Origin of the sequence: Pseudomonas sp. 67(2021), from assembly GCF_017491835.1 — a bacterium.
Taxonomy (GTDB): domain Bacteria; phylum Pseudomonadota; class Gammaproteobacteria; order Pseudomonadales; family Pseudomonadaceae; genus Aquipseudomonas; species Aquipseudomonas atacamensis.
Map to the genome: position 1 here is coordinate 22,840 of NZ_JAFGYL010000027.1, position 26,532 is coordinate 49,371.

25 protein-coding genes are annotated in these 26,532 nt (G+C 61.5%); 11 read left to right on the plus strand and 14 right to left on the minus strand.

Annotated elements, in window-relative coordinates; translation table 11 throughout:
• Positions 1-2: 2 nt before the first annotated feature.
• On the minus strand, positions 3-1,133 hold the full coding sequence (locus J5M66_RS24100; RefSeq protein WP_206421870.1) for a nitrilase-related carbon-nitrogen hydrolase: 1,131 nt from the start codon (positions 1,131-1,133) through the stop codon (positions 3-5).
• Positions 1,134-1,340: 207 nt separating this feature from the next.
• On the opposite strand from J5M66_RS24100, the gene J5M66_RS24105 reads away from it, so the two are divergent.
• Together J5M66_RS24105 and J5M66_RS24110 are read left to right on the plus strand one after the other, a co-directional pair.
• Entirely contained in the window at positions 1,341-3,380 is a 2,040-nt protein-coding gene (locus J5M66_RS24105; RefSeq protein ID WP_207808105.1) for an NADPH-dependent 2,4-dienoyl-CoA reductase, read from the plus strand.
• Positions 3,381-3,542: 162 nt separating this feature from the next.
• Positions 3,543-4,466, plus strand: a complete 924-nt coding sequence (locus J5M66_RS24110) for a pyridoxal-phosphate dependent enzyme (protein WP_207808106.1) — start codon at positions 3,543-3,545, stop codon at positions 4,464-4,466.
• 141 nt (positions 4,467-4,607) lie between these two features.
• Here the strand turns inward: J5M66_RS24110 and J5M66_RS24115 are convergent, their stop codons facing one another.
• Positions 4,608-4,967 (minus strand): collagen-like protein, encoded by a 360-nt coding sequence (locus tag J5M66_RS24115; RefSeq protein ID WP_201278856.1) that lies wholly within the window; start codon positions 4,965-4,967, stop codon positions 4,608-4,610.
• Positions 4,968-5,055: 88 nt separating this feature from the next.
• On the opposite strand from J5M66_RS24115, the gene J5M66_RS24120 reads away from it, so the two are divergent.
• On the plus strand, positions 5,056-5,397 hold the full coding sequence (locus J5M66_RS24120; RefSeq protein ID WP_016770552.1) for a hypothetical protein: 342 nt from the start codon (positions 5,056-5,058) through the stop codon (positions 5,395-5,397).
• Positions 5,398-5,481: 84 nt separating this feature from the next.
• Here J5M66_RS24120 and phnX read toward each other — a convergent pair whose 3' ends face one another.
• Together phnX and J5M66_RS24130 are read right to left on the minus strand one after the other, a co-directional pair.
• The gene (gene phnX, locus J5M66_RS24125) at positions 5,482-6,309 is read right to left on the minus strand and encodes a phosphonoacetaldehyde hydrolase (RefSeq protein ID WP_016770551.1); all 828 of its coding nucleotides are present in this window, start codon (positions 6,307-6,309) and stop codon (positions 5,482-5,484) included.
• A gap of 141 nt (positions 6,310-6,450) precedes the next feature.
• Positions 6,451-7,560, minus strand: coding sequence for a 2-aminoethylphosphonate--pyruvate transaminase (locus J5M66_RS24130; protein ID WP_123442096.1), 1,110 nt, complete (start codon positions 7,558-7,560; stop codon positions 6,451-6,453).
• Between the two features lie 113 nt (positions 7,561-7,673).
• On the opposite strand from J5M66_RS24130, the gene J5M66_RS24135 reads away from it, so the two are divergent.
• Positions 7,674-8,540: a LysR substrate-binding domain-containing protein gene (locus J5M66_RS24135; RefSeq protein WP_071172937.1), complete on the plus strand. Its 867-nt coding sequence runs from the start codon at positions 7,674-7,676 to the stop codon at positions 8,538-8,540.
• A 125-nt stretch (positions 8,541-8,665) separates the two neighbouring features.
• Here J5M66_RS24135 and J5M66_RS24140 read toward each other — a convergent pair whose 3' ends face one another.
• Positions 8,666-9,538: a LysR family transcriptional regulator gene (locus J5M66_RS24140; RefSeq protein ID WP_024013451.1), complete on the minus strand. Its 873-nt coding sequence runs from the start codon at positions 9,536-9,538 to the stop codon at positions 8,666-8,668.
• Between the two features lie 271 nt (positions 9,539-9,809).
• Between J5M66_RS24140 and J5M66_RS24145 the strand changes: the two genes are divergently transcribed.
• Both J5M66_RS24145 and J5M66_RS24150 read left to right on the plus strand, forming a co-directional pair.
• Entirely contained in the window at positions 9,810-11,135 is a 1,326-nt protein-coding gene (locus J5M66_RS24145; protein WP_125918095.1) for an MFS transporter, read from the plus strand.
• Positions 11,136-11,207: 72 nt separating this feature from the next.
• Entirely contained in the window at positions 11,208-12,599 is a 1,392-nt protein-coding gene (locus J5M66_RS24150) for an FAD-dependent oxidoreductase (protein ID WP_207808107.1), read from the plus strand.
• 8 nt (positions 12,600-12,607) lie between these two features.
• On the opposite strand, the gene tssI is transcribed toward J5M66_RS24150, so the two are convergent.
• Complete coding sequence (tssI, locus tag J5M66_RS24155) at positions 12,608-13,996, minus strand: type VI secretion system tip protein TssI/VgrG (RefSeq protein WP_207808108.1); 1,389 nt, start codon at positions 13,994-13,996, stop codon at positions 12,608-12,610.
• Positions 13,997-14,217: 221 nt separating this feature from the next.
• On the opposite strand from tssI, the gene J5M66_RS24160 reads away from it, so the two are divergent.
• Positions 14,218-14,922, plus strand: a complete 705-nt coding sequence (locus J5M66_RS24160) for a YebC/PmpR family DNA-binding transcriptional regulator (protein WP_016775324.1) — start codon at positions 14,218-14,220, stop codon at positions 14,920-14,922.
• Positions 14,923-15,024: 102 nt separating this feature from the next.
• Here the strand turns inward: J5M66_RS24160 and J5M66_RS24165 are convergent, their stop codons facing one another.
• From J5M66_RS24165 to J5M66_RS24180, 4 genes are all read right to left on the minus strand, one after another.
• Positions 15,025-16,338, minus strand: coding sequence for a protein kinase (locus J5M66_RS24165; RefSeq protein WP_207808109.1), 1,314 nt, complete (start codon positions 16,336-16,338; stop codon positions 15,025-15,027).
• Positions 16,339-16,496: 158 nt separating this feature from the next.
• Positions 16,497-17,627, minus strand: a complete 1,131-nt coding sequence (gene zapE, locus J5M66_RS24170) for a cell division protein ZapE (RefSeq protein WP_207808110.1) — start codon at positions 17,625-17,627, stop codon at positions 16,497-16,499.
• Positions 17,628-17,835: 208 nt separating this feature from the next.
• Positions 17,836-18,591 carry an anti-sigma factor gene (locus J5M66_RS24175; RefSeq protein ID WP_024013445.1) on the minus strand — a complete coding sequence of 252 codons (756 nt, stop codon included), beginning with the start codon at positions 18,589-18,591 and terminating at the stop codon, positions 17,836-17,838.
• Entirely contained in the window at positions 18,588-19,094 is a 507-nt protein-coding gene (locus J5M66_RS24180) for a sigma-70 family RNA polymerase sigma factor (RefSeq protein WP_016775320.1), read from the minus strand. Before J5M66_RS24180 ends, J5M66_RS24175 begins: the two co-directional genes overlap by 4 nt.
• 156 nt (positions 19,095-19,250) lie before the next feature.
• On the opposite strand from J5M66_RS24180, the gene J5M66_RS24185 reads away from it, so the two are divergent.
• Together J5M66_RS24185 and J5M66_RS24190 are read left to right on the plus strand one after the other, a co-directional pair.
• The gene (locus tag J5M66_RS24185) at positions 19,251-20,357 is read left to right on the plus strand and encodes a catalase family peroxidase (RefSeq protein WP_073471326.1); all 1,107 of its coding nucleotides are present in this window, start codon (positions 19,251-19,253) and stop codon (positions 20,355-20,357) included.
• Complete coding sequence (locus J5M66_RS24190) at positions 20,354-20,899, plus strand: cytochrome b (RefSeq protein ID WP_207808111.1); 546 nt, start codon at positions 20,354-20,356, stop codon at positions 20,897-20,899. Before J5M66_RS24185 ends, J5M66_RS24190 begins: the two co-directional genes overlap by 4 nt.
• Before the next feature lie 59 nt (positions 20,900-20,958).
• Here J5M66_RS24190 and J5M66_RS24195 read toward each other — a convergent pair whose 3' ends face one another.
• Positions 20,959-22,110 carry a M14-type cytosolic carboxypeptidase gene (locus J5M66_RS24195; RefSeq protein ID WP_207808112.1) on the minus strand — a complete coding sequence of 384 codons (1,152 nt, stop codon included), beginning with the start codon at positions 22,108-22,110 and terminating at the stop codon, positions 20,959-20,961.
• Between the two features lie 95 nt (positions 22,111-22,205).
• Here J5M66_RS24195 and J5M66_RS24200 point away from each other — a divergent pair, with 95 nt between their 5' ends.
• Positions 22,206-22,424 carry a hypothetical protein gene (locus tag J5M66_RS24200; RefSeq protein WP_125927390.1) on the plus strand — a complete coding sequence of 73 codons (219 nt, stop codon included), beginning with the start codon at positions 22,206-22,208 and terminating at the stop codon, positions 22,422-22,424.
• A gap of 104 nt (positions 22,425-22,528) precedes the next feature.
• Here the strand turns inward: J5M66_RS24200 and J5M66_RS24205 are convergent, their stop codons facing one another.
• Positions 22,529-22,927: a DUF3077 domain-containing protein gene (locus J5M66_RS24205; RefSeq protein WP_125927407.1), complete on the minus strand. Its 399-nt coding sequence runs from the start codon at positions 22,925-22,927 to the stop codon at positions 22,529-22,531.
• A gap of 130 nt (positions 22,928-23,057) precedes the next feature.
• On the opposite strand from J5M66_RS24205, the gene J5M66_RS24210 reads away from it, so the two are divergent.
• Positions 23,058-23,717 (plus strand): S24 family peptidase, encoded by a 660-nt coding sequence (locus J5M66_RS24210; RefSeq protein WP_038861876.1) that lies wholly within the window; start codon positions 23,058-23,060, stop codon positions 23,715-23,717.
• A 42-nt stretch (positions 23,718-23,759) separates the two neighbouring features.
• Here the strand turns inward: J5M66_RS24210 and J5M66_RS24215 are convergent, their stop codons facing one another.
• The gene (locus J5M66_RS24215) at positions 23,760-25,709 is read right to left on the minus strand and encodes an acetyl/propionyl/methylcrotonyl-CoA carboxylase subunit alpha (protein ID WP_207808113.1); all 1,950 of its coding nucleotides are present in this window, start codon (positions 25,707-25,709) and stop codon (positions 23,760-23,762) included.
• Complete coding sequence (locus tag J5M66_RS24220) at positions 25,709-26,521, minus strand: gamma-carboxygeranoyl-CoA hydratase (RefSeq protein WP_123442106.1); 813 nt, start codon at positions 26,519-26,521, stop codon at positions 25,709-25,711. Before J5M66_RS24220 ends, J5M66_RS24215 begins: the two co-directional genes overlap by 1 nt.
• Between the last annotated feature and the right edge of the window lie 11 nt (positions 26,522-26,532).

Genomic DNA, 26,532 nt, shown 5'->3' on the forward strand with positions numbered 1-26,532 from the left:
GTTTATAGCCAGACGTTCAGCAAGCGCGCACCACGGGCCTCGCCATCGGCGAACTGCTGGCCGTTGCTGCTGAGGAAGCTTGTGCCGGTACTCGGCTTGTCCCAGAACTGCCCGCGCATGAACACACTGACGCCGGCAATCGCGTGGCTGCTTGGCGGTTGCGCGGTGAGGGTCAGTCGATGCCAGGCTTGACCTTCACTGAGGTCGCCGGGCTTGAGGCTGACCGAGCCCGGCGTGCTCGAACCCTTGTAGCCACGCCATGGCTTGTCCCATGCGTCTTGGCCGATAACCTGCGCCGGCACCGCCACCAGTTGCGCGCCTTGTTCATCGAGGGTGCGGTAGTTGCCGGGGTACCAGCTGTCACTGCCGATCAGGATGCCCAAGCGTCCGGCCGGTGTGTCGACGACCTGGATGGCGTGTTTGTCTTCGGCCTGAATCACACCTTGCTGATCGAAGATTGGATGCATCTGCCGCTGCGGCTGGCCCAATGGCACGCCGTCGCGACCAAACACCACGCTGCTGTTGAACAGGGCGCCGCTGCCGGGCCTGAGCCGGCCGTCGCGGATGCTTGGCTCCGGCAGCACGATGGACCCGGCGACCAGAGTGACCTGGAACTCCTTGGCCAGACCGCCGAACAGCGCCTGGTAATCCTTGGCCATGGCCTTGGCTTTCATCCGCAGATAAGCATCATCCAGCCGTTGCTCGCCCTTGGCCCGCAGCCACGCTCGGGCAAACAACAGCGGATTGCTCGCCGCCAGCCAGTTCATTGCCTCCGCCAGGGTCGGCGCCTGATACAACTCGTCTTTCTCGCCGCTGATCATCAGCCAGGTGCCGACCTGCTCGGGCAACACCACCACGGTTTTTTCGTTGAGCAAGCCCTGATCGCGGGCCTGCTGCAGATACGCCGCGAGTTTGCGGTGCAGGCGTGCGGAGCTTTGGTAATCGGTGGGGAACAGTTCGGGCTGAATGCCGAGCAGATTGCCACGGTCGCCGGGCGTGCCCTGATTGACGGCGAGCTTGATGCGCAGGTCCGACAGGTAATGTCCCGCCGGCCGGTCTGCCGCCCACATGGCGTAGGTGGTCAGGGCGGCAACGAGGGCCATGGAGAAAAACAGATACAGAAGTTTGCGCATGAAAACCAACAACAGCCGGGTACAGAGTGTGGCGCCTAGGGTAGGGCCCATGGCCCTGATTGCCAAGGGGCGCTGCGCATTTGGATCAATAACTTGTCAGTTACGGTCATTGAGTGACAGCGGTGCGACTCTTAGTCTGTCGAACATGACTGACGGGGGACGCAGAGCTCCCGCAACTTTCCGTGATCGCTCGTTGTGGAGTTACCGATGACCGCCGCTCATTACCCGCATTTGCTGGCCCCGCTGGACCTGGGATTCACCACGCTGCGCAACCGTACCCTGATGGGCTCGATGCACACCGGCCTGGAAGAAAAGCCGGGTGGCTTCGAGCGCATGGCGGCGTACTTCGCCGAACGTGCCCGTGGCGGTGTCGGCCTGATGGTCACCGGCGGCATCGGCCCGAATGACGAGGGCGGCGTGTATTCCGGCGCGGCCAAGCTCACAACTGAAGAAGAGGCGCTCAAGCACCGCATCGTCACCCGCGCGGTGCACGAGGCGGGTGGCAAGATCTGCATGCAGATTCTTCACGCCGGGCGTTACGCCTACAGCCCGAAACAAGTAGCACCGAGCGCGATTCAGGCGCCGATCAACCCGTTCAAGCCCAAAGAGCTGGACGAAGAGGGCATCGAAAAGCAGATCAGCGATTTCGTCACCTGCTCGGTATTGGCGCAAACCGCCGAATACGACGGCGTCGAGATCATGGGCTCGGAAGGTTACTTCATTAACCAGTTCCTCGCCGCGCACACGAATCACCGCACCGACCGCTGGGGTGGCAGCTACGAAAACCGCATGCGCCTGCCGGTAGAAATTGTCCGTCGTGTGCGCGAAGCGGTCGGGCCGAATTTCATCATCATCTTCCGCCTGTCGATGCTCGATCTGGTCGAAGGTGGCAGCACCTGGGATGAAATCGTCATGCTGGCCAAAGCCATCGAACAGGCGGGCGCGACCATCATCAACACCGGTATCGGCTGGCACGAAGCGCGGATTCCGACCATCGCCACCAAGGTTCCGCGTGCAGCGTTCAGCAAGGTCACGGCCAAGTTGCGCGGCTCTGTGAGTATTCCGCTGATCACCACCAACCGCATCAATACCCCGGAAATTGCCGAGCAGATTCTTGCTGAAGGCGATGCCGACATGGTCTCCATGGCCCGACCATTCCTCGCCGATCCGGACTTCGTCAACAAGGCCGCCGCAGGGCGTGCCGACGAAATCAACACCTGCATCGGCTGCAACCAGGCGTGCCTCGACCACACCTTTGGCGGCAAGCTCACCAGTTGCCTGGTCAACCCGCGTGCCTGCCACGAAACCGAACTCAATTACCTGCCGGTGCAGCAGATCAAGAAAATCGCCGTGGTCGGTGCCGGCCCTGCCGGTTTGTCCGCCGCCACCGTGGCCGCCGAGCGCGGTCATCAGGTGACGCTGTTCGATTCGGCCAGCGAGATCGGTGGCCAGTTCAACATCGCCAAGCGCGTACCGGGCAAGGAAGAGTTTTTCGAAACCCTGCGCTACTTCAACCGCAAGCTGCAAACGACGAATGTCGAGGTGTGCCTGAACACCCGTGTCGACGTGGCCAAGTTGGTTGAGGGCGGTTACGACGAGATCATCCTAGCCACCGGTATCGCCCCGCGCGTGCCGGCGATTCCGGGCGTCGAGAATGCCAAGGTCCTGAGTTATCTGGATGTGATCCTCGAGCGCAAGCCGGTCGGCAAGCGTGTCGCGGTGATCGGTGCGGGCGGGATCGGTTTCGATGTCTCGGAATTTCTCGTTCATCAAGGCGTGGCCACCAGTCTGGATCGCGCGGCGTTCTGGAAGGAATGGGGCATCGACACGCAACTGGAGGCCCGTGGTGGTGTGGCGGGAATCAAATCGGCGCCGCATGCGCCGGCCCGCGAGGTGTTCCTGTTGCAGCGCAAGAAAACCAAGGTCGGCGACGGTCTGGGCAAAACCACCGGCTGGATTCATCGCACCGGTCTGAAGAACAAGCAGGTGCAGATGCTCAACAGCGTCGAATACCTGAGCATCGATGACCAAGGCTTGCACATTCGCATCGGCGAAAGCGGTGAGCCGCAACTGCTGGCGGTGGACAACATCGTGATCTGTGCGGGGCAGGATCCGTTGCGTGAGTTGCACGATGGTCTGGTTGAAGCCGGGCAGAACGTGCACTTGATCGGCGGCGCGGATGTGGCTGCGGAGCTGGATGCCAAGCGCGCGATTAATCAGGGTTCGCGGCTGGCGGCTGAGTTGTAAGCGCACCGCATCACCTGTGGGAGCGAGCCTGCTCGCGAAAGCGGAGCGTCAGCTATGAGGATTTCGCCTGACACGACGCCTTCGCGAGCAGGTTCGCTTGCAAACAGCAGGTTTTTTGCCACTGCTGTTAAGATGCCGGCTCTGCAGACAGAGCCGGCATTTATGCTTTTGCCTCCCCCCGACTGGCTAGCCCAAGCCCCCCTCGAACCGCTCCGTCTAGGCTGGCTGGCAGACGCCGGCATCGAGGTCGCGATCCTGCGCCTCGATCGCATCGACCCGCTGATCAGCGGCAACAAGTGGTTCAAACTCGTTGAACATCTCAAAGCCGCCGAGCGTGCCGGCGCCGAGGGCATCATCAGCCTTGGCGGTGCGCATTCCAATCACCTGCACGCGCTGGCGGCGGCGGGCAAGCAGCTGGGATTCAAAACCGTGGGGCTGCTGCGCGGGCACCCGCAGGACACGCCGACAGTGCGGGATTTGCAAACGTTCGGCATGCAGTTGCATTGGCTCGGTTACGCCGGCTACCGCGCGCGGCACGAAGCGGGATTCTGGGTGCCATGGCAAGCGCAATTTCCGACGCTGCATGCGGTGCCCGAGGGCGGTGGTGGACTGGCCGGCGCCTTGGGTTGCGCAGCGATCAGGCAGCAGGCCGAAGAGCAATTGGCCAAGCTCGGCTGGGATGATTTCGACGCCTGGTGGCTGGCCTGTGGCACCGGCACGACACTGGCCGGACTGGCGCTCGCCGAGCAAGGCAAGCGCGTGGTGTACGGTGCTCTGGCAGTGCCGGATGATCACGGCGTAGCGCCGAACATCGAGTCGATACTCGCGCACGCCACCGAGCCTGCGGCGGACTATCAACTGATCGATGCCAGCCGTGGTGGTTTCGCCAAAGTTGACCAGGCGTTGCTGACCTTCATCGATCAGACCGAGCAAACCAGCGGCATCCCTTTGGAACCGCTGTACACCGGCAAGGCCTTGCTGGCGCTCAAGCAGCATGTCGAGTCGGGCGAATTCGCGGTCGGCACGCGTCTGGTCTTTGCCCACACGGGTGGCCTGCAGGGACGGCGCGGATTTGCAGCGATGTAGCCGATGGTCGCGATCAATACATGCCAACCTTCGGCGTGATGATATTTGCAATCAATCGAAGTGCAAGTTTTACGGTTTATGACTTCTGTTTATTGAAAGTTATTGTTGTACGTTGGTCTGCGCAGCGTAACTCTATGTTGTTTATATCTTGTGGTTTCTTTTGGTTTGAATAGTTGGTTGTGCGTGATTATTGTCGGCTCGGCTCTTTAGTTTGTTATTAAAGATCAAAACTATATTTATCAATTTGAGTGTGAATATGAAAAGTCCGATCTCGAAGCCTCGCCCTACTACCACTACGTCAAAGCCGGTAACACCAACAAAGCCAGTTGCGCCAACCAAACCAGTTGCGCCAACCAAGCCAGTAATTCCAACCAAACCAGTGGCGCCGACCAAGCCGGTAGCGCCAACCAAGCCAGTGGCGCCGACCAAGCCAGTGGCGCCGACCAAGCCAGTGGCGCCGACCAAGCCAGTTGCGCCAACCAAGCCAGTGGCGCCGACCAAGCCGGTAGCGCCAACCAAGCCAGTGGCGCCAACCAAGCCAGTAGCGCCAACCAAACCAGTGGCCCCGGTTGACACCAAGCGTCCGCCAATGCCATGGCCGACCCTTAACATCAACATCGATCCTGTGGCCTTGATAACGCTGATTCAAACAATTGGTGCGAAAGTCAATGTCGATGGCTCCACCACACTGCCTGACGGCAGCGTAGTCGCTGTAGATAAAACTTCGATCAAGCGTCCCGACGGCATCATTCAATATGAAGACGGCCGGGTAGAGTATCCGGACGGGCGAATCGTCTGGCCGGATAATACCGTTGAATATCCGGATGGCCGTATTGTCTGGGAAGATGGAACTGAACAATTGCCGGACGGAAGTGTTAAACATCCCGATGGTCTTGCGTACGATGCGCAAGGTAACCTTATTTCCGAATAAGTCATAATCAAGCGATGTCTTTACTCAAGACAGTGCAAAAAAAACACCGCTGATTGCAATCAGCGGTGTTTTAGTTTTCCAGCCTCAAGCGTTTTGCGGCATCTCACCGTTGGCCAGACGCTTGTTGATGTCGGCGATCACTTCCGGCAGATCGCTGATGGTGTCGATCATGTAATGCGGCCGCGAATCTGCGAACAGCGCGTGGATGCGCTTGCGCTCACTGGCGAGTTCATCGCTGCCCAGCGCGCGGAAACCCTCATAATCCAGACCCAGCGCGTTGCCCGAGCAAATCAGCGCAACCGTCCACATGCCGGCCCGGCGGCCTTCGAGAATGCCCGGCACGGTGTCGTCGATCTTCACGCACGCTGCAACATCGTCGATGCCCAGAGCGATGACATTGGCCAACGCTTGCGCCGGCCATGGACGACCGTTTGGCACTTCGTCGGTGGCGACCACGTGGTCGGCGACGTAGCCGTTGCTGGCGGCGAGTTCGACGACTTTGTCCATCACCGCTTTCGGGTAGCCGGAGCAGGAACCGATCTTGATGCCTTGCGCGCGCAGTTGGGCGATGGCGTCCAGCGCGCCGGGAATCAGGGCCGAGTGCTCGGCGATTTTCTCGATCTGCAACGGCATGAAGCGGTTGTAGATAGCGGTGACGTCATCGTCGGTCGGCGTGCGACCGAACACCTTGCGATAACGCTCGGCCACTTGCGGCTGATCACAGAGGGTGCGGATGTGGTCCCACTTGCCCATCCCCATCGGCCCACGGGCTTCTTCGATCGATACCTGCACGTCGAACTCGGCGAAGGCTTCGACGAAGATCTGCGTCGGCGCGAACGAGCCGAAATCGACCACGGTACCGGCCCAGTCGAGGATCGCGGCTTGCAGCTTGCTTGGATTGGTGTAGTTCATGGCGTGAATTCCTGATTTGAATATGAGATCAAAATGTGGGAGCGAGCCTGCTCGCGAAAGCGGTCTGACATCAGCCTATGTGTCGCCTAAGACGACGCTTTCGCGAGCAGGCTCGCTCCCACAGGGGATTTATGGTGAGGCTCAGATGTCGAGCACTTCCATTTCGCGCAGCACTTCACCCACTGCTGCTACGGCCTGGCGCATTTCGTCCGGGGTGACGTGGCCAATGCAGCCGACGCGGAAAGTTTCGACCTGGGTCAGCTTGCCGGGGTAGAGGATGTAACCCTTGGCCTTGACCCGCTCGTAGAACTCCTTGAACTGGTAGCGCGGATCCTGCGGGGCATGGAACGTGGCGATGATCGGCGCCTGAATTGCCGCCGGCAGGAAGCTGCGCAAACCGAGCTTGTTCATCTCTTCCATCAGCGCCTGACAGTTGGCCGCATAACGCGCATGCCGCGCTGGCAGGCCGCCTTCTTCGCTGTATTGCAGTAGCGCTTCGTGCAGCGCCGCGACCACATGGGTGGGCGGGGTGAAGCGCCATTGCCCGGTTTTCATCATGTAGACGTGCTGGTCGTACAGGTCCATCGCCAGCGAGTGCGAGTTGCCAGCCGCGGCGGCCAGCGATTCCTTGCGGGCGAAGACAAAACCCATCCCCGGTACGCCTTCCAGGCACTTGCCGGAGGCGGCGATCAGCGCGTCGAACGGTACTTTTTGCGCATCCACGGGCAATGCGCCGAAGGAGCTCATGGCGTCGATGATCAGACGTTTGCCGTGTTGCGCAACGACCTCGGCGATTTCTGCCAGCGGATTGAGAATGCCGGTGCTGGTTTCGCAGTGGATCAGCGCCACGTGGGTGATGTCAGCGTCGGCGCGCAGCAAGCGGTCGACGTCGGCGGCGGTGGTCGGTTCGTCTTCGGCGGTTTCGAAGGTGCTGAACGAGCGGCCGAGCACTTCGCAGATTTTCGCCAGGCGCTTGCCGTACGCGCCGTTGATCAGCACGAGGATTTTGCCGTCGCGCGGCACCAGCGTGCCGATCGCCGCTTCGACGGCGAAGGTGCCGCTGCCCTGTAACGGTACGCAATGGTGGCTGGCGGCGCCGTTGAGGATGGCCAGTAATTGCTCGCACAGGCTGGCGGTCAGCTGGTTGAAGCGGTCATCCCACGAACCCCAGTCGACCATCATGGCCTGACGGGTGCGGGCCGAAGTGGTCAACGGGCCGGGAGTGAGCAGAATCGGTGCGGCGGTACTCATTCGTGTGTCCTCGCGAAAACGCTGTGGGATGAAGCTACGGGGCCTACGTTGCAATTCGCCGTTGCATCAATCAAATTGTTTGTTGTTATGCCAGCCATCAGTGAGGGTTATCCATGAACCTGTTTCAGCTGCGCGCCTTCGATGCCGTAGCCCGCGAAGGCAGCTTCACCCGCGCGGCTGCGCGGTTGTTCATCAGCCAGCCGGCAGTCACCGGACACATCAAGGCACTGGAAGAGCATTACCAGATCACTTTGCTGCGGCGTACCGCGCGACGGGTGGAACTGACCGAGGAGGGCACCAAACTGGCAGCGATCACCCGCGCCATGTTCGGCCTGGCGGAAGAAGCGCAGACGCTGCTCGAGGCCAATCGGCAATTGTTGACCGGGCGTCTGGAGGTGGCGGCGGATGGGCCGCACATGGTCATGCCGATGCTGGCAAGCCTGCGCGCACGCTATCCGGGCATCACCGTGAACCTGCGTCTGGGCAATGCGCAGGAAACCCTGGCGGCGCTGTTGTCGGAACACGCCGATGTCGCGGTGCTGACCGAGGTCGAGCCGCGCAAGGGCCTGCATCTGCAAGCGCTGAGCGAATCGCGGATCTGCGCGCTGGTGCCGGCGGGGCATCGCTGGGCGAATCGCTCCGCAGACGTGAAACTCAAGGAGCTGGACCAAGTGATCATGGTCCTGCGCGAGCCAAGTTCGATTACCCGGCGCACGTTTGACCAGGCGTGTATGCAGGCGTCGATTCAGCCGCGGGTGTTGCTGGAGCTGGACAGTCGCGAGGCGGTGACCGAAGCGGTCGCGGCCGAGTTGGGGGTCGGTGTGGTGTCATCGGTGGAGGTCAGTCATGACCCGCGCGTGGTGGCGATCCCGATTGCCGGGGAAGGGCTGGTGAACCGGCACATGATTGGCTGCATGGAGCGCCGGCGCGAGTTGCGCTTGATTCAGGCGTTTTTTGATCTGGCGCTAGCCGCACCGTGATCGTTCCCACGCTCTGCGTGGGAACGCAGCCCGGGGCGCTCTGCGTCCCATCCAATAGCCGAACGCGGAGCGTCCGTTGAGGCATTCCCACGCAGAGCGTGGGAACGATCAGGACAGGGAGTGAGTCAGGTCAGGCTCTCGCGAACCATATCGAGAAACGTCGCCACCACCCGCCGCGAACTCTGTTCGCGCAAGCACACCAGGGTTTCGGTCAGGCGCCTCGTGCAGTCGGTGATCGGCAACGCGCAGACCCGTGAGTCGGCGCCGAACTCCGCCGCTGAAACCACACCAACCCCGATCCCCACCACGACGGCTTCGCGCGCCGCTTCCCGACCTTCAACCTGAATCGCCGGGCGAATGCGCAAGCCCGCTCGGGCCATTTCCTCTTCCAGGGTCTGCCGGGTTACTGAACCGATCTCACGCAGCACCAGTGGCGTGTCATCCAGATCGGCCAGACAGATCGATTCGCGCTCTGCCCACGGATGATTGCGCGAAACGAACGCCACCATCGGATCGTTGCGCAACGGCACGCACAGCAAGCGTTCATCGGTCACGTCGCGGCCGAGCAGCGCCAGATCGGCCTGATAGTTGAACAGGCGAAACAGCGATTCATCGGTATTGCCGGTTTCGATTTTCACGCTGATGCCCGGGTAGCGTTCGCAGAACCGTGCGATCTGCGGCAACACGTGGATCGGCGCATCCACTGCGAGAATCAGGCTGCCGGTCTGCAGGGCCTGGGATTCCTGCAGCAATTCCTGCGCTTCGGCTTCGATCACGAACAGGCGCTGGGTGATCGCCAGCAGGCGCTCGCCAAGATCGGTCAGGCGTACGGAACGTTTATTGCGATGAAACAGCAGCACGCCGAAGCGTTCTTCGAGTTTGCGTACCTGGTCGGAAATCGCCGGTTGCGTCAGATAAAGCCGCTCGGCGGCGCGGGTGAAGCTGCCATGGACGGCCACCGCGTGGAACGCTTTGAGTTGGGCATGAGAGACGGACATGGTGGCTCCAGTAACAAGCTCGGCTTATTTGTGAAATACGATAAATCGATTTTATTTATTAAACAGTAATTGCTTTGATCGGCTCACGCCATCGCTGACTGCTCGGTCGAACAGCAGCGCCGGCCCATGAGCCTGTGCGTGCAACAGCAGACTCATCTGACCGTTATCGCCGAAGGGAAGGGGCGGTAACGCAGTGCTCAACAATAAAAAACACAGGCGTTTTTCTTAATCGATTCTGCCGGCACACTCACACCCTGAGGTCAGAACCACCATGAACAAGCACATCGGCACCCTGGCGCGTTGGCGCGTGCAGATCTTCGCTATTACCTGGCTCGCGTACGCCGCGTTCTACTTCACCCGCAAAGCCTTTTCGGTAGCCAAACTGGGCATCGCCGAAGACCCTGATTTCACCCTCGACAAAATGGCCATGGCCAACCTCGACGCGATCTATCTGGCGGCGTATGCCCTCGGACAGTTCACCTGGGGCATGCTCGCCGATCGCTTTGGCCCGCGAGTGGTGGTGTTTGGCGGCTTGCTGATATCCGCCGCTGCGGCGCTGGTGATGGGCAGTTTCGCTACATTGCCGATCTTCGCCACGTGCATGTTGATTCAAGGTTTGGCGCAGTCCACTGGCTGGTCCGGGCTGTGTAAAAACCTTGGCAGCTTTTTCCCGTCAGAGCAGCGCGGGCGCGTGCTCGGCTTGTGGAGTTCCTGTTACGCGTTTGGTGGTCTGGTCGCCTCGCCGTTCGCCGGCTGGTGGGCCTACACGCTGGTCGGCACCTGGCACGCGGCATTCATTTCCAGCGCGGCGGTGGTCGCGGTGGTCGCCGTGCTGTTCTTTATCTTCCAGCGCAACAAACCGGAAGACGTCGGCTTGCCGGCGGTGGAGCCCGAGCCGGAACTGACCGCCGAAGAAACCGCAGCCAACAGCAAACTCAGCGTCTGGGAGCCACTGAAGGAAATCCTGCGCAACCGCACGGTGCTGGTGCTGGGCCTGGCGTATTTCCTGCTGAAACCGGCGCGCTACGCGATTCTGTTGTGGGGGCCAGTGATTGTTTTCGAGCAGATGCCCAGTGTCGGCAAGGTCGGCGCGGCGATCATTCCCACCGCGTTTGAACTGGCCGGATTGCTCGGACCGATCATGATCGGCCTGGCCTCGGACAAACTCTTCGGCGCCCGACGCATGCCGGCCTGCGTGCTGAGTCTGCTGGCGCTGACCGTGACGCTGGCGTTGTTCATGGCCGCGCTGAACACTGGCAGCGTGTTGTTGGTCGTCGCGTTGCTGTTCGTCATGGGCCTGACGTTGTACGGCCCGGACTCGATGATCAGCGGTGCGGCGGCCATCGATTTCGGCAAGGCCAAGGCCGGTGCCACTGCCGCCGGTTTCGTCAACGGCTGCGGCTCCGTTGGCGCGGTGCTCGGCGGTTTGCTGCCGGGCTACTTCGACTCGGTGACGGTGTTTATCGTCTTCGCCGGATGCGCGCTGTTCTCGGCGCTGGTGCTGATTCCGCACTGGAACAGTCGGCCGGTCGGCGTGATGGAGCCGCGCGCGGCGATCCCCAACTGCCCGCTAAGCGTCAAACCGCTGCGTTCCTGAAACCCTTCGCCCCGAGGCCTGCTGCGCGGTGCGCGGCAGGCTGCGTCGTGGCTATCTGACTGGAGATTTCCCATGCGACCGTTCTGGCTCGAGCAAGCCTTGCAGGCCGACCCAGCCGAGCAGTGTCCACCGCTGCAAGGCGAGGTGCGCACGGATGTGTGCATCGTTGGCGGCGGCTACACCGGATTGTGGACGGCGATGATGCTCAAGGAGCAAAACCCGGAGCTGGAGGTGCTGCTGATCGAAGCAGACATCTGCGGTGCCGGCGCCAGTGGCCGTAACGGTGGTTGCGCACTGTCATGGTCGGCCAAGTATTTCACCCTGGAGCGCTTGTTCGGCGTCGAAGAAGCGGTGCGTCTGGTCAGGGAATCGGAGCGCAGCATCCATGCGATCGGCGAGTTCTGCGAGCAGTACGGCGTCGATGCCGACTACCGCCTCGACGGCACGCTGTACACCGCGACCAATCGCGCCCAGGTCGGCGCAACTGACGCGGTGATCGCGGCGCTGGAGCGTAATGGCATCAACTCGTTCAGCCAGCGCCCGCTTGCCGATGTGCAGCGTATGGCCGGTTCGGCAAAACATCTGGAGGGCTGGTTTTCCCCGGCGGCTGCCAGCGTGCAACCGGGCAAACTGGTGCGCGGTCTGCGCCGGGTGGCATTGCAATTGGGCGTGAAAATCCATGAAGGCACGGCGATGACCGGGCTGGAAGAGGGCCGCCCGGCACGCATCCACACGCCCGGCGGCAAGGTCATCGCCGACCGGGTGGTACTGGCGATGAATGCGTGGATGGCCCGCGCGTTTCCTCAGTTCGAGCGCAGTGTGGCGATCGTTTCCAGTGACATGCTGATCACCGAACCGCGCCCGGACCTGCTGCAGCAAATCGGTTTGACCAGCGGCGTCAGCGTCCTCGATTCGCGGATTTTCGTGCATTACTACCACAACACCCCGGACGGTCGGATCATGCTCGGCAAGGGCGGCAACACCTTCGCCTATGGCGGGCGGATGCTGCCGGTGTTCGATCAGCCGTCGCCTTATGCCGGATTGCTCAAGCGCAGTCTCGCGGATTTTTTCCCGGCGTTCGCGGAGGTCAAAATCGACGCGACGTGGAACGGCCCGTCGGATCGTTCGGTGACCGGTTTGCCGTTTTTCGGCCAGATGAGCTCGGCGGGCAACGTGTTTTACGGCTTCGGTTATTCCGGCAGCGGCGTCGGCCCGTGTCACATGGGCGGGCAGATTCTCGCCGCGCTGGTGCAGGGCCTGGATAACCCGTGGACCCGTTCGCCGCTGGTCAACGGGCCGCTGGGTTATTTCCCGCCGGAACCGATTCGCTACCTCGGCTCGCTGATGGTGCGCAACGCCATCCGCCGCAAGGAGCACGCCGAAGATCACGGGCGCCGGCCTCGGCATCTGGACGTGCGCCTGGCGAAATTCGCGGCGGCGGCGGGCAAGGCGGACAAAGGCTGAGGCGCCGATCAATGCTCGGCGCGGTGGCTCAGCCAGTCGAGCAACAGGCTGTCGCGCGCGGGTTCTGATTCGCGCTCCGGCGGCTGGCGTGCGTGGCTGAGGCACAGGATCGGTCGGTCCGGATCACTGTCGAGGAAACTCACCCACACTTCACTGCCGGCACGCGGTAATTGATCGACCGCGACGGGGCCGCTGAACCGGCTCATGGCGATCGGCAGCCACAGGGCGTCGCTGGCGGATTTATCCGCAGACGGCCACAGGCTTACAGCGAGGCAGCCGTTTTCGTCCACTTGCGCAGGTTGCCCAGGCGCACCCGCGACTTTCGCCAAGTGATAACCGGCAATATTCGGGCGAGCTTGTTTGAGTGGCGGACGGAAATCGGTCGACCAGGGCTGCGCAGTGAAGTCGTTGTGATAACGCTGAACGCTTGGCGCCGGATCAAGTATCGAAGGGTGCTGCCCTTGGTGGCGCACGGCGCATATCAGCCATTGTTCGTTGAAATGATGAATCGGATGGTCGGCCACAAGCAGCAGTCGTCCACTGAGCAAATCGCTGCAATCACTGCGCCCGTGAATGGAACGCAACTGGCAGCGCTGGCGTTGCAGATGGCGCCGGCTGCGCTGTTCGGCGTACAGACGTTCCGGCGATCGCGCGGGCATCGGCAACTCGGTGGAGACTTCGTTGGCGGCTTCGGCGTTGCCGGTTGGCTGGCCACGATTGCGCACCGCATGCAGCATCGGCACGGGCGCCGCGCGATGCTGTTGATAGAGTGCGCTGACGCAGGGCGATGGTGGTTGCTCATCAGCATTGAAAGGGATTTCAACCGGTTCCTGCGGCAGGCTCAGGCTGTCGTCGGCGAACACCACGACGTGTCCGTCCGGCCCGTGTTCGAAGTGATAGTGGATGCCTTCTTCTTCGCATAGCCGCTGCAGCAATGCCAGATCGCTTTCTTCGTACTGAATGCAAAACGCCCTTGCCGGGTAGTGACCGACGCTCATTTCAATGCGGTAGCTGTGCGCTGGCAGGGCATGTTCTTCGAGCAGTTGCTGGATGATTTGCGGCGTACTCAGGTGAGTAAACACGCGGCGCTTGTGCGTTTGCGCCAGTTGTTGCAGATGCGGCACCAGAATCAGTCGATAGCCGACCCGATGGGTCCCGCGATGTTCGCAGCTGGCGCTGGAAATGACGCCGTGGAACCCGTGCTGCTCACTGAGCCGCAGAAAGGCCGGCCGGTGCAGAAAGGATCCCGGGACGATGGCCGGGGCCAGGCCGAGCAGTTCGATGTCGAAACGGTAAGGCTGGTTCAGCGCTTCCTCGCCGCGAAAACGCACCACCGGCAGGCGCAATCCGCTGTCGGTCAGCGTAAGGGTGAAGGGACTTTCCTTGTCATTGAGCATTCGAGCAGGCCCTGTCAGGCGATACGGGGTTTCAAGGGTACGAAACCGTCGGCCTGAATGGTCATGTCAAAGGCGCTTTTCAGAATCCCCCTACATGCTTTGGTGAAGATGTCGATTCCGTCGGCTGTTTTTTTGGTCGATTGCCGACTTTAGGCCGTATAAACTTGCCGCCACGCGTCGGCCAATAGATGTCTCGGCGCCACAGATCAAGAGAGTGAGTAATGGGCGCACAGTGGAAGGTTAAACACAAAGAAGCGGCAGCCAACGCCAAAGGGAAGATCTTCGGCAAACTGGTGAAGGAAATCACCATTGCTGCACGCAACGGTGCCGATACCGCCACCAACGCACACCTGCGTCTGGTGGTCGAACAGGCGAAGAAAGCCTCGATGCCAAAAGAAACCCTCGATCGCGCGATCAAGAAAGGCGCCGGTCTGCTGGGTGAAACCGTGCAATACCATCGCGTGACCTACGAAGGCTTTGCCCCGCATCAGGTGCCGCTGATCGTCGAATGCGTCACCGACAACATCAACCGCACCGTCGCGGAAATCCGCGTGGCGTTCCGCAAGGGCCAGTTGGGCGCTTCCGGTTCGGTGGCGTGGATGTTCAACCACGTCGGCATGATCGAAGCTGCGCCAGACAGCCCGGATGCCGATCCAGAAATGGCTGCGATCGAAGCCGGAGCCCAGGATTTCGAGCCGGGCGAAGAGGGCGCGACGTTGTTCCTCACCGACCCGACCGACCTCGACGCCGTGCAGAAAGCCCTGCCGGAACAAGGCTTCACCGTGCTCTCGGCCAAGCTCGGCTACCAGCCGAAGAACCCGGTCAGCGGCTTGAGCGACGAGCAGATGGCTGAAGTCGAAGCGTTCCTCGAAGGCCTCGACAACCATGATGACGTGCAGGACATGTTCGTCGGTCTGGCTGGCTGATTTGTCGCGCCAGTAATGACCTCTTCGCGAGCAGGCTCGCTCCCACACTGGAATGTATTGCAACTGTGGGAGCGAGCCTGCTGGCGATTGACCGCGCAGCGGTCACAGATTCTCCAGCACCTCAATGACTTCACTGAACCCCGGCCGGCCCAGCACATCGGCCTGACAGCAACGTCGCTCCAGCGCCTGCAGTTGCGCGCGCCGCTCCGTACTCAATCCTGAGTCGACACGCTCCAGCAATTCCCCCAACAACACACCGAACGCACGGACTTCCAGGCGCTGCAATGCGCGCGTCTGCACATCATCGCCGGTGGCATGAAACGACGCCGCGCCGAAATCCCCCAGCAGACAATCGCCGCGATCGTTCAACAGAATGTTGTGGCCATACAGATCGCCGTGGGTGATGCCTTGGCGGTGCAGGTGCTCGGCCGCTGAGGCGATGCCTTTGGCGACGCGCAGGGCAACGTCGGCGGAGAACTGGCGATCTTCGGCGTAAACATCCCGCGAGCACGAGTCCAGGCTGGGCAAACCGGCGAGATTGCCGAAGCTCGGATCAATCAGTTGCATTACCAGCCCCTGCTGTTGATCGGGATGGCCGCTGATGCGCCCTTCGACGCGGATCAGGTTCGGGTGCAGGCCTGCGGTGATGCAAGCGTTCATCTCATGCAACGGCGAGCCGTCGCTGGTCATCTCGCCTTTGTAGAGCTTCACTGCAACCGCCTGCGCCGTGCCGTCGTCGCGCTGCCAGACTGCCTTGGAAATCACCCCGGAAGCGCCTTCGCCCAGTTGCTGCTCCAGGCGCAGCGCCGACCAGTCGATCAGCGGCGTGGCCTCAAGGGCAGCGGCATCGGCTTCGGTCTCCAGCGGATTGCCGGCGTAGGCCAGCCAGGTCAGGCTCGGCAAGGTCAGCAACCACTGCGGCAGTTCGCTGAGTTGGTTGGCAGCGATGCGCAGCAATTCCAGCCGATGGCAGTGGCGCAGGGAGTCTGGCAGCGATTGCAGGCGATTGCCGGCGAGCATGAGCTTCTGCAAAGCGGGGCGTTCACCGAGTTCGCTGGGCAGGCTTTCGATGCGGTTATCGGTGAGGATCAGCCAGCGCAGCTGCGGCGGCAGGGCGGCACCGGGCACATTGACGATGCGGTTGGCCTTGAAGCCGACCATGGTCAGCGCGGTGCACTGGCCGAGGCAGGCCGGCAGTTCGCTGAACTGGTTGTCGGAGCAGAACAGCACGCGCAGGCGGGTCAGGCGATGCAGGTCGTCCGGCAGGCTGCTCAGCGCGTTGCCGCTGAGGTTGAGCACTTCCAGCGTCTCGGCCAGTTGGAAAATTTCGTTGGGGAATTCGGTCAGCCCGCAAGACAGGTCGAGGCGGGTGATGCCTGACAGTTCGCCGGCGCGCAGTTGAGCAAGGGTGTGCATGTCTGGTTTCGCTATTGATCGGTGGAGCGACGCGGGGGCGCTGGAATGGGCGACATGATAGCGGTAAAGCGGATGCTGAACGGATTTTGAGTTGTCCCGGGACCTTGTGGGAGCGAGCAGGCTCGCTCCCACAGGGCTCGCTCTCACAGGGTAGGGAGTCAGTTGGGAGCGTGAATTTCCTGCAATTGCCCCAACCGGCTGCGCGTGCGCGCCAGGTCGATGGCGTGACCTTCCAGGCTCTGGCCCAGCGGCAGTTGGCCGAGCAGGGTCAGGTGTTTGTCCTGATCGTAGAGCACGTCAATCAGATTGATGAAGCGCTGCTGCACGGCGATCGGACATTCGCCAAGCTGCGGCAGGTCATCGATGATCCACTGGTCGAAACGCTGGCACAGTTGCAGATAATCCATCACTGCCGTTGGCTGTTCGCACAGGTCGTTGAAGGTGAACGCGACTCGCCGGCCTTGGCAAAAACGGGCCTGAAGCTGGCGCTTGCCAACTTCGAGGGCAAGGGCAGGCGCGTCGGCTGGTGGCAGGTCCAGTGTCTGACGTTGAGCTGCCGTCGCCGGCCATACGTAATGTCCTTGGGTAAACACTTGATGCGTGTGTTGGCGGTTGAGTGCGCGGTAGTCGTGGGCGCCGCCGACTTCCATCACTTGCATGCGCGTGTTGATCAGCTCGATCACCGGTTTGAAGCGCGCGTGATACAGCGGATTGGGCAGCAGGCCCTCGGGTGCATAGTTGGAGGTCACCAGCAGCATGATCTGCCGTTTGAACAGGGCCTTGAACAGCCGCGTGATCAGCATCGCATCGCCGATGTCATGCACGTGAAACTCGTCGAAACACAGCACCTGGCAATCTTCCAGCAACTCATCCAGGGTGATTTCCAGCGCGTCTTCCTCCTGGCGATGACGGAACATGCCGTCGTGCAACCGGGCAAAAAACTGATGGAAATGCAGGCGGCGTTTGCGCGTGATCGGCAGCGCCTGGAAGAAACCGTCGAGCAACCAGCTCTTGCCGCGCCCGACGGCGCCGTACAGGTACAGACTCGGCGGGGTGTGGCCGCTGTCGCCGAGCAGCACGCTGGCTTGCTGCGCCATGCAGTCGATGACTTGCTGCTGACTGCGGCTGAGGGTGTAGCCCTGGCTTTTGGCCTCGTCGCGGAAATAATCGCGGATGGTCGCGGCGTGAGCATCGTGCCCGGCGCTGGCGGGCAGGCCTTTGCCGAACAGGCGGCGCAGCAACGGCCAGCGTTGGCTCAGTCGTGATCGTTTCGGCGTTCGGGCGGGCACGCGGGACAGGCTCCTGGTTTTTCAGACCGGCTCCACAGCGAGCGCGGTGGCCCAAGTGTAACCAGAGCCCGGGCGTCGGCTCCATGAAATATGTGCACGGTTCCCTGTAGGAGCTGACGAGTGCAACGAGGCTGCGATCTTTTGATCTTGGTTGCCACCAACAGATCGCAGCCTCGTTGCACTCGTCAGCTCCTACCAGAGGTGGATTTCAGAACGGTGGCGATTGCTTGAGCAACTCTGCCGCCGGCGAGTCGGTCGGGCTGACCACCGCATAGTTGTAGCCCGGCCCTGACCAGTAATCGGCCTGCAGATCGCCATCGCTGCGCGAGCCACGCGGCAGCAGGGTGTTTTTCGGCCCCGGTGGACGCAGGTAAAAGCTCACTTTGTGACCGCTGCCATCCTCATACATCACCATCGCCGCCGCGCCTTCATCGGTGCTGAGCAAGCGCCCGCTGACCGGCTCGAATCCGGCAGCTTTCAAGTCCGGCAAGCGCCCGGCACCGCTGAAGTAGCGGTCGAGCCAACGCTGCATGTCGCCGTCGCTGTCGACCTTGTAATCGGCGGGCAGTACGCCTTGCTGGGCGATCAGGCGATAGGCTTGCAACGCGTCAGTCATCGGCAATGGCGCAGGGCGCGCCAGGGTCATTTCCCGGGCCTGCCAGCCACTGAAACCGCCAATGCTCACGGCAATCAGCAGCACCGCCGCGCTGGCCAGGTGCCGACGGGACTGCTGGCGGCGGCGCTGGCGAATCATCATCGGGTCGAGCGCCGGATTGGCCGGTTGCTGCAAGGCGCCACTCAGCGCTGCGCGCAACTGTTGGGCATCGCGTTGCCAGGCGCGCACCTGCGCCGCTTCTTCGGGGTGGCTGGCCAGCCAGGTCTCGAGCACGCGCCGATCGGCGTCGCTGAGCTGGTGGTCGACGTAGGCGTGCAAATCTCGTTCGCTGGGAGGCAGGCTGATCATTTGAGTATCCGCAAGGAAGGGCTGCTGATTTCGCCGTCGCTGAGTTGGCGCAAGGCCTGGCGGGCGCGGGACAGGCGCGACATCACGGTGCCGATCGGGGCGCCGAGGATCTCGGCGACCTCTTTATAGGACAGACCTTCCACCGAGACCATCAGCAGCAAAGCGCGCTGTTCGGTGGGCAGGCGTTCGAAGGCTTGCAGGGTCGACTGGGCAATCACGGTGCGTTCCACCGACGGCTCGGCATCGTCGCGACCGGTGAAAAATTCCAGCATGCGCGCATAGCGCCGCGAGCGACGGTGCGCATCGAGAAATTGCCGATAGAGAATTGCGAACAGCCAGGCGCGCAAGTCGCCCTCAGCGCGTTTCTCGCCCCAGGCCGACAGCGCCCGCTCGAGGCTGGCCTGGACCAGATCGTCAGCGCTGCTGCTGTTGCGCGTCAACGACACGGCGAAGCGGCGCAATCTGGGAATGATTTCTCTCAACTGTTCGTCGAATTCGCTCATGAATGTCTGCTGGTCGCTACGCTGTGGACTAGGAAGACGCCCGTCAGCGCAGGTTATTCCCCGTACGCAAAAATAAATACCGCGCCGTGGAATAAACCCGGACGGGGTGCGTCTTGCTGATTCTTTCCACTTGTGGCCGATGGCCTGGAGATATTCATGGTTGATCGCTCGTCCCCCAACGCTGCACCGCCCGGCAGGCCGCCGCGCCAGCCACTGAGCGCCGCGAGCCTGGTTTTACGTCTGGGCGGCATTGCCGTGATTGTCGCCGCCGTGGCCGGGGCGTTTGCCTACGTGCATGGCAACCTTGACCCACAACGATTGACGCCAAAAGCGTTGGTCGATGTGCTGGAAAAGAACAACGGCGTGCATCCCGGCTTTCGTCGCAATCACGCCAAGGGTGTCTGCGTGATCGGCCATTTCGAAAGCAGCGGCGAGGCGCGGGCATTCTCTACAGCACAAGTGTTCAACCTGCCGCAGACACCGGTGGTGGGGCGTTTTGCCTTGCCGGCGGGCAATCCCTATGCGCCGGACAGCGCCGTACCGATCCGCAGTCTGGCGCTGCGCTTCACCCAGGCGAACGGTCAGCAATGGCGCACCGGCATGAACAGCATGCCGGTGTTTCCGGTGGGCACGCCTGAAGCGTTCTACCAATTGCAGCAGGCGCAGTCGCCGGATCCAGCCACTGGCAAGCCCGACCCGACGAAAGTGCCGGCGTTCTTCGCTGCACACCCGGAAGCCGTGCCGTTCTTGACGTGGGTAAAGACCGCCAAGCCTTCGGCCAGCTACGCGACCGAAACCTATAACAGCATCAATGCGTTCTATCTGGTCGATGGCAACGGTAAAAAGCAGGCCGTGCGCTGGAGCATGACCCCGTTGGCGCAGGACGCGGCAGGTGCCACGGCCCCTGAAGGCGCGGACTTTCTCGAGAAGGACCTGGTGCAACGCCTGGCCGCCGCACCCTTGCGCTTCCAGTTGAACATCACCCTGGCCAACGCCGACGACCCGGTCAACGATGCCAGCAAGACCTGGCCCGCAAATCGCAAAGTGCTGAACGCCGGGACTTTGGTGCTGGAGAAAACCCAGCCGCAGCTCAGCGGTGAATGCCGCGACATCAACTACGACCCGCTGGTGCTGCCGGCCGGGATTCAAGGCTCGGCAGATCCACTGCTGGCCGCACGTTCTGCTGGCTACGCCGATTCCTACCTGCGTCGCACCAGCGAAGTCAGCCAGTTGCCCGCCGCCAAACAGGAGGCTCGTCCATGAGCAAGCAACCGACGCATTTCGTTTTGCTGGCGCGCCTGCTGCACTGGCTGATGGCGCTGATGATCATCGCCATGCTGTTTATCGGCGCGGGCATGGTCACTTCGGTGTCGTCTCGCCATGAATGGCTGATTCATTTGCACAAGCCGCTGGGCATCGCGATTCTGGCGCTGGTGATCGTGCGCTTGCTGGTGCGCTTCACCACCCGCCAACCGCCGCTGCCGGATGATCTGCCGGGCTGGCAGGTACTGGCAGCCAAGGCTTCCCACGTCTTGTTGTATGCGTTGATGCTGGTGTTGCCGTTGCTCGGCTGGGCGATGATCAGTGCCTCGGGCGAGCCGGTGATGCTGACGGCGTCGCTGCATCTGCCGTCGATTGTGCCGGCTGACGCGCAACTGTTTGCGTTGCTGCGCAAGTCGCACGGCTATTTGGCGTATCTGCTGTTTCTGACGGTGCTGCTGCATCTGGCGGCGGCGCTGTTTCATGGCTGGGTACGCCGTGACGAAGTGCTCGACAGCATGTTGCGCGGGCGTGATCGCGGCTGACCCTGTAACGCAAAAGATCGCAGGTCGGCTGCGATCTTTTGTCGTTACAGAGGAGGGAATCAGCGCAGGGTGTCGACCATGTCGGCGAGGGTGGTCAGCACATCCTTGCCCAATTGCTTGGAACGTTTGCCCGACCAGCCGGTGATCTTGTCCGGGTGGTCGTCGTGGTCCTTGAACGGCATCTCCAGGGTCAGCGACAGACAATCGTATTTCTGCCCGACGCTGTTGCAGGCCAGGGTCATGTTGGCCTGTCCCGGTTCGTCGCGGGTGTAGCCGTAGGTGGTCTGGAAGTCTTTGGTGGTGTGCTTCAGATGGCTGCGGAAATGCTCTTCAAGCTTTTCTATGCGCGGTGTGAAGCCAGGATTGCCTTCACAGCCGGCGGTAAAGACGTGGGGGATTTCCTCGTCGCCGTGCACGTCGATAAACGCATCGACGCCATATTTTTCCATTTGCTGCTGGACGAAAAGCACTTCCGGACTGATGTCCCGGCTGGCGTTCTGCCAGGCCCGGTTCAAGTCCTGACCCATGGCATTGGTGCGCAGATGGCCATGGAAGGCGCCGTCCGGGTTCATGTTCGGCACCAGATACAGATCGGCGCTGGCCAGCAGTTTGTTCAATACCGGATCGTCCTGGCGCTCCAGACGCTCAATCACGCCTTCCATGAACCATTCCGCCATGTGCTCGCCCGGATGCTGCTGGGCAATGATCCAGATCTTGCGCTGGCCTTCGGCACCGGTGCCTTTGCGCAGCAGCTGAATGTCGCGGCCCTCGACACTTTTGCCGGTCGCCAGCAATTCGGTGCCAGCCTTGCTCAGCGCCTGCTCGATCAACCAGTTGTGGCGGCCGCGGCTGTAGGGCTCGAAGTAGGCGAACCAGGCGTGGGTCTGTTCGGCTTCGAGGCAAAAGCGCAGGCTGTCGCCTTCGAAGCTGGTGGGGATGCGGAACCAGTTGACGTGGTCGTAGGAGGCGACTGCCTGATAGCCGGTCCAGGCCTTGTTATAGGAGGACTGGCTGGCGTTGACCAGACGAAACCAGTGTTCCTGATGCACATGCAGGCCGCTGGCCTTGAAGTGGAACCACTGAAAATGAGCGCTGCGGGTGTCCGGGCGGATGGCCAGAACCGGATTGAGCGGGTTGCTGATGTCGATGACTTGGATATTGCCGCTGTCGAAATTGGCGCTGATGTCGAACGAAGATTTAGCCACGGTCATAATCGCTTCCAGAGCAGGATTTTTATGACCGGTACTTTACACGCAGGCAGGGCTGAAACCGAGGGGAATTGCGGGCGTAGCGGGGGGCGTCTTCCGTGACGCGCCAGCAGCTTAGAGGCTATGCGATTGATTCTCAAGTGCTGATTGCCATTAGTTTTGCCCAATGTGGCCGGGCTCGGCTTGCCAATCAATATTCTTTTGATATTATCCGCGCCATCGAATTTGCAGCACCTAAAGACTTCATTAGCCTGAAGACACAAGCCCGAAAAACGGGCAAAAAAAGACCCGGCAAAAAGCCGGGTCAAAAACCGTGATTAGCCTGATGAGGAGATAGTCCAGAAGACCGACCTAAGGTCTCTGGTCCATCGACTGATCTCGCGACCAGCTGCTTGCAATAATAATCATTATCATTTGCAAGTCAAATGTTTTTATCTGCGCGATGGGAAAATTCTTTCCTGCCCGCCCGTACCTTGTCCGCCGTGACTTCGTCGTTGTCGATCGAATGGTCGACCATCGCCCGCGCCATATCCACCATGTGCACCACCGAAAAGGCCAGATCGCGATTGGTGCCTTGAAGGTTTTCTGCGGCCTTGAACGCGGTGGCGGCTGCACATCGCAACAGGTCCGAGGCATGCACCAGCGCTTCCTCGCCGCTGAGATGGCCTTTGACATTGAAAAAACGTTCGTCCGTCTCGGGTTCTGAAACAGCCGGTTTCAAGTAGTAGTCCAGCGCGCGCTGTGCGGCGGCATTGCCTTGAGGGGAAGTGAAGCTGGTGTCGATTTGCAGATCGGGCAGGTCTTTGCTGCTGATGTTCATCATGAAACGTCACTCCATGTTCGATTGAAAGTCCGTTTCCTTAGGATAGTACCGCCTGTATTTGTGACGAGAATTTAAATACTACAATATGTGTTTTGCCGGTCGAAGACGTCCGCGTAAGGTGCGGCACATGGATAAATGGATTGAGTTGGTCAAGGCCAAGATGAGTGAACTCAAAGTCACTCAAACAGAGCTCGGAGAGCGCGTCGGCATGTCCCAGGGCGGGATCGGTCATTGGCTGAACAAGCGTCGCGAACCCGGTGTTACCGAAATGAACCGCGTGCTCAAGGCGCTGGGAATGGACTTCCTGGAAGTCGTTCTGGTGATTCGCGAGCCGCAGCCGACGCCGGAAGACGAAATGCCGCTGGCGCAGAAGTACAACCCGTACTTCCGTTATCCGGTCTGCGATTGGCGTGCACCGTGCGAAGTGCGTGACACTGCGGCGAGCTATCCCGGAGCATCAGCGAAGCAGCGCTTCGAACTGACGGATTACCACGCTCGTGGCGGTGCCGCGTTCTGGCTGACGGTGACGGGGGATTCGATGACCGCGCCGAGCGGCCAGAGCATTGCCGAGGGCATGCTGATTCTGGTTGACCCAGAGTTGGAGGCAGTGCCTGGCAAACTGGTGATCGCCCAGTGGCCGGACAGCGAAGAAGCGATTTTCCGCAAACTCGACGAACAGGCCGGCCAGCGTTACTTGGTGCCGCTCAATCCAACCTGGCCGAAAACCCTGCTAACCGATGAATGCCGGATCATCGGCGTGGTGGTTCAGGCAACGGCGCGTTACTGAGCGAATCGATCCTCGCTCAAGGCGAGGGTCGATCCTTTTATTTCATCCTTCTTCCAGTTCAACCAAAGCGCTGCCTTCGCTGACCATATCGCCTTCCTGGCAATACAGCGCTTTGATCACACCGGCGTGCGGCGCGCGGATGCTGTGTTCCATCTTCATGGCTTCCAGCACCACCAGTTGCGCCCCGGCCTCAACCGACTGTCCCCTTTCGACCAGCACGCGCACGATACTGCCGTTCATTGGCGCGGTCAGACCGCCCTGATGGCTGTGGCTGGCTTCAACGGCACTGATCGGATCGAACGCTTCGATGCGCCGCAACTCGCCATCCCATTCCAGATACAACGCGCCGCCCTGACGAATCGCCCGCAATGTGCGGCGCACGCCCTCATGCTCGATGGTCAGCGCCTCGCCCTGCAGTTTTGCATGGGCCGCGGTTCTCAAGGTCAACGCGCGATCCTGTCCCTCGCAGCTCAAATGCAAGGTGATTTCCGCCGGCAAGCCTGCGCGCAAACCACTGCTGCAAGACCAGGGGGAGGCGGGATCATCCGCCCGCGCACGCTTCGGCAAACTCTGCGTAAACGCCTGCGCCGCCGCCTGCCAGAACTCATCGCTCAACGCGCCCGGCGCTGGCAGCAATTGCTCCTGATAGCGCGGAATGAACCCGGTATCCAGCTCTGCCGCCGCAAACGCCGGATGCGCGATGATCCGGCGCAGGAAATTGATGTTGGTCTTCAGCCCGCCAATCGCAAACTCGTCGAGCATGCTCAACAAACGCAAGCGCGCCTGTTCGCGATCTTCACCCCAGGCAATCAGTTTGCCGAGCATCGGATCGTAGAAGGGCGAGATCTCGTCACCTTCCTCAACGCCGCTGTCTACCCGCCGCCCCGGTCCCTGTGCCGATTCGCGGTACAAGTCCAGACGCCCAGTGGCCGGCAGGAAATCATTCGCCGGATCTTCGGCATACAAGCGCACTTCGATCGCGTGACCATTGAGTGGCACCTGCGCTTGGGTGATCGGCAGCGCTTCCCCACGGGCGACGCGAATCTGCCAGGCGACCAGATCCAGCCCGGTGATTGCTTCGGTCACAGGGTGCTCGACTTGCAGCCGCGTGTTCATCTCCATGAAGAAAAACTCGCCGCGCGCATCCAGCAAAAACTCCACGGTGCCGGCGCCGACATAACCGATCGCCTGCGCCGAACGCACAGCCGCTTCGCCCATTGCCCGGCGCAACTCGGGCGTCAGACCCGGCGCCGGGGCCTCTTCGACGACTTTCTGGTGCCGACGCTGGATCGAGCAATCGCGCTCGTTGAGATACAGGCAGTTGCCGTGCTGATCGGCGAACACCTGAATCTCCACATGACGTGGCTTGAGCAAATACTTTTCCACCAACATCCGCGAGTCGCCAAACGACGATTGCGCTTCGCGCTGCGCCGAGGCGAGGGCTTCAGCGAGTTGGCTGACATCTTCGACGACTTTCATGCCTTTGCCGCCACCACCCGCAGTGGCCTTGAGCAGCACCGGATAACCGATGCGTTCGCAGGCTTCGCGGAAGGTGTCGAGGTCCTGCGCTTCGCCGTGATAGCCCGGCACCAGTGGCACGCCGGCCTTTTCCATCAGCGCCTTAGCGGCGGATTTGCTGCCCATCGCATCGATGGCCGAGGCGGGCGGGCCGAGGAAGATCAGCCCGGCGGCTTCGATGGCGCGGGCGAATCCGGCGTTTTCCGATAGAAAGCCGTAGCCGGGATGAATCGCCTGGGCACCGCTGGCCTTGGCGGCGGCGATCAATTTATCGATTTGCAGATAACTCTCGGCAGCCTTGCTGCCGCCCAGATCCACGCGGATATCGGCTTCACGGCTGTGCCGCGCATCGCGGTCGGTGGCGCTGTGCACGGCGACGGTGGTCAGGCCCAGAGCCTTGGCGGTGCGCATCACGCGGCAGGCGATTTCGCCGCGGTTGGCCACCAGCAGGGTGGTAATCACAGGTGCGCTCATCAACGCGACTCCTTGGTGGATGCGGCTTGCCAGTTCGGTGGGCGTTTTTGCAGGAAGGCACGCAAGCCTTCCTGGCCTTCAGGGCTGACGCGAATCCGCGCGATGGCATTTTCGGTGTAGCGGCGCAGGGCCGGGGTCAGCGCGCCGTTGCCGACTTCGCGCAGCAAGTCCTTGCTGGCGCGCATGGCGGCGGGGCTGTTGAGCAACAGGTTGTCGATCCACTGTTCGACCTGTTGCTCCAGTTCCGCCGCAGGATAGCTTTCTGCGAGCAAGCCGATCTCCCGCGCCCGCTGCCCGCTGAAGCGCTCGGCAGTCAGCGCATAACGCCGCGCCGCCCGTTCACCGATCGCCTGCACCACGAACGGGCTGATCACGGCCGGTGCCAGGCCGATGCGCACTTCCGACAGGCAGAACTGCGCGTCATCGGCGCCGATCGCCATGTCACAGCAACTGATCAAGCCCAGCGCGCCACCAAACGCCGCGCCCTGAACCACAGCCAGCGTGGGGATTTTCAGTTTGGCGAGGTTGTACATCAGCTCGGCCAGCTCGCGGGCGTCGTCGAGGTTGGTGTGGTAATCAAGTTCCGCTGATTGCTGCATCCACGCCAGGTCAGCGCCGGCACTGAAGTGCTTGCCGCGCCCGCGCAGCAGCAGGAAACGCAGGCTCGAATCGCTGGCGACCTTGTCGAGGGCGAGGATCAGTTCGCGGATCATCTCGGCGTTGAAGGCGTTGTTTTTCTCCGCGCGATTGAGCCACAGCGTCGCGAAACCGCGTGGATCGGTTTGCAGTTCGAGGGTATTGAAGTCGTTCATCAGATTCTCCC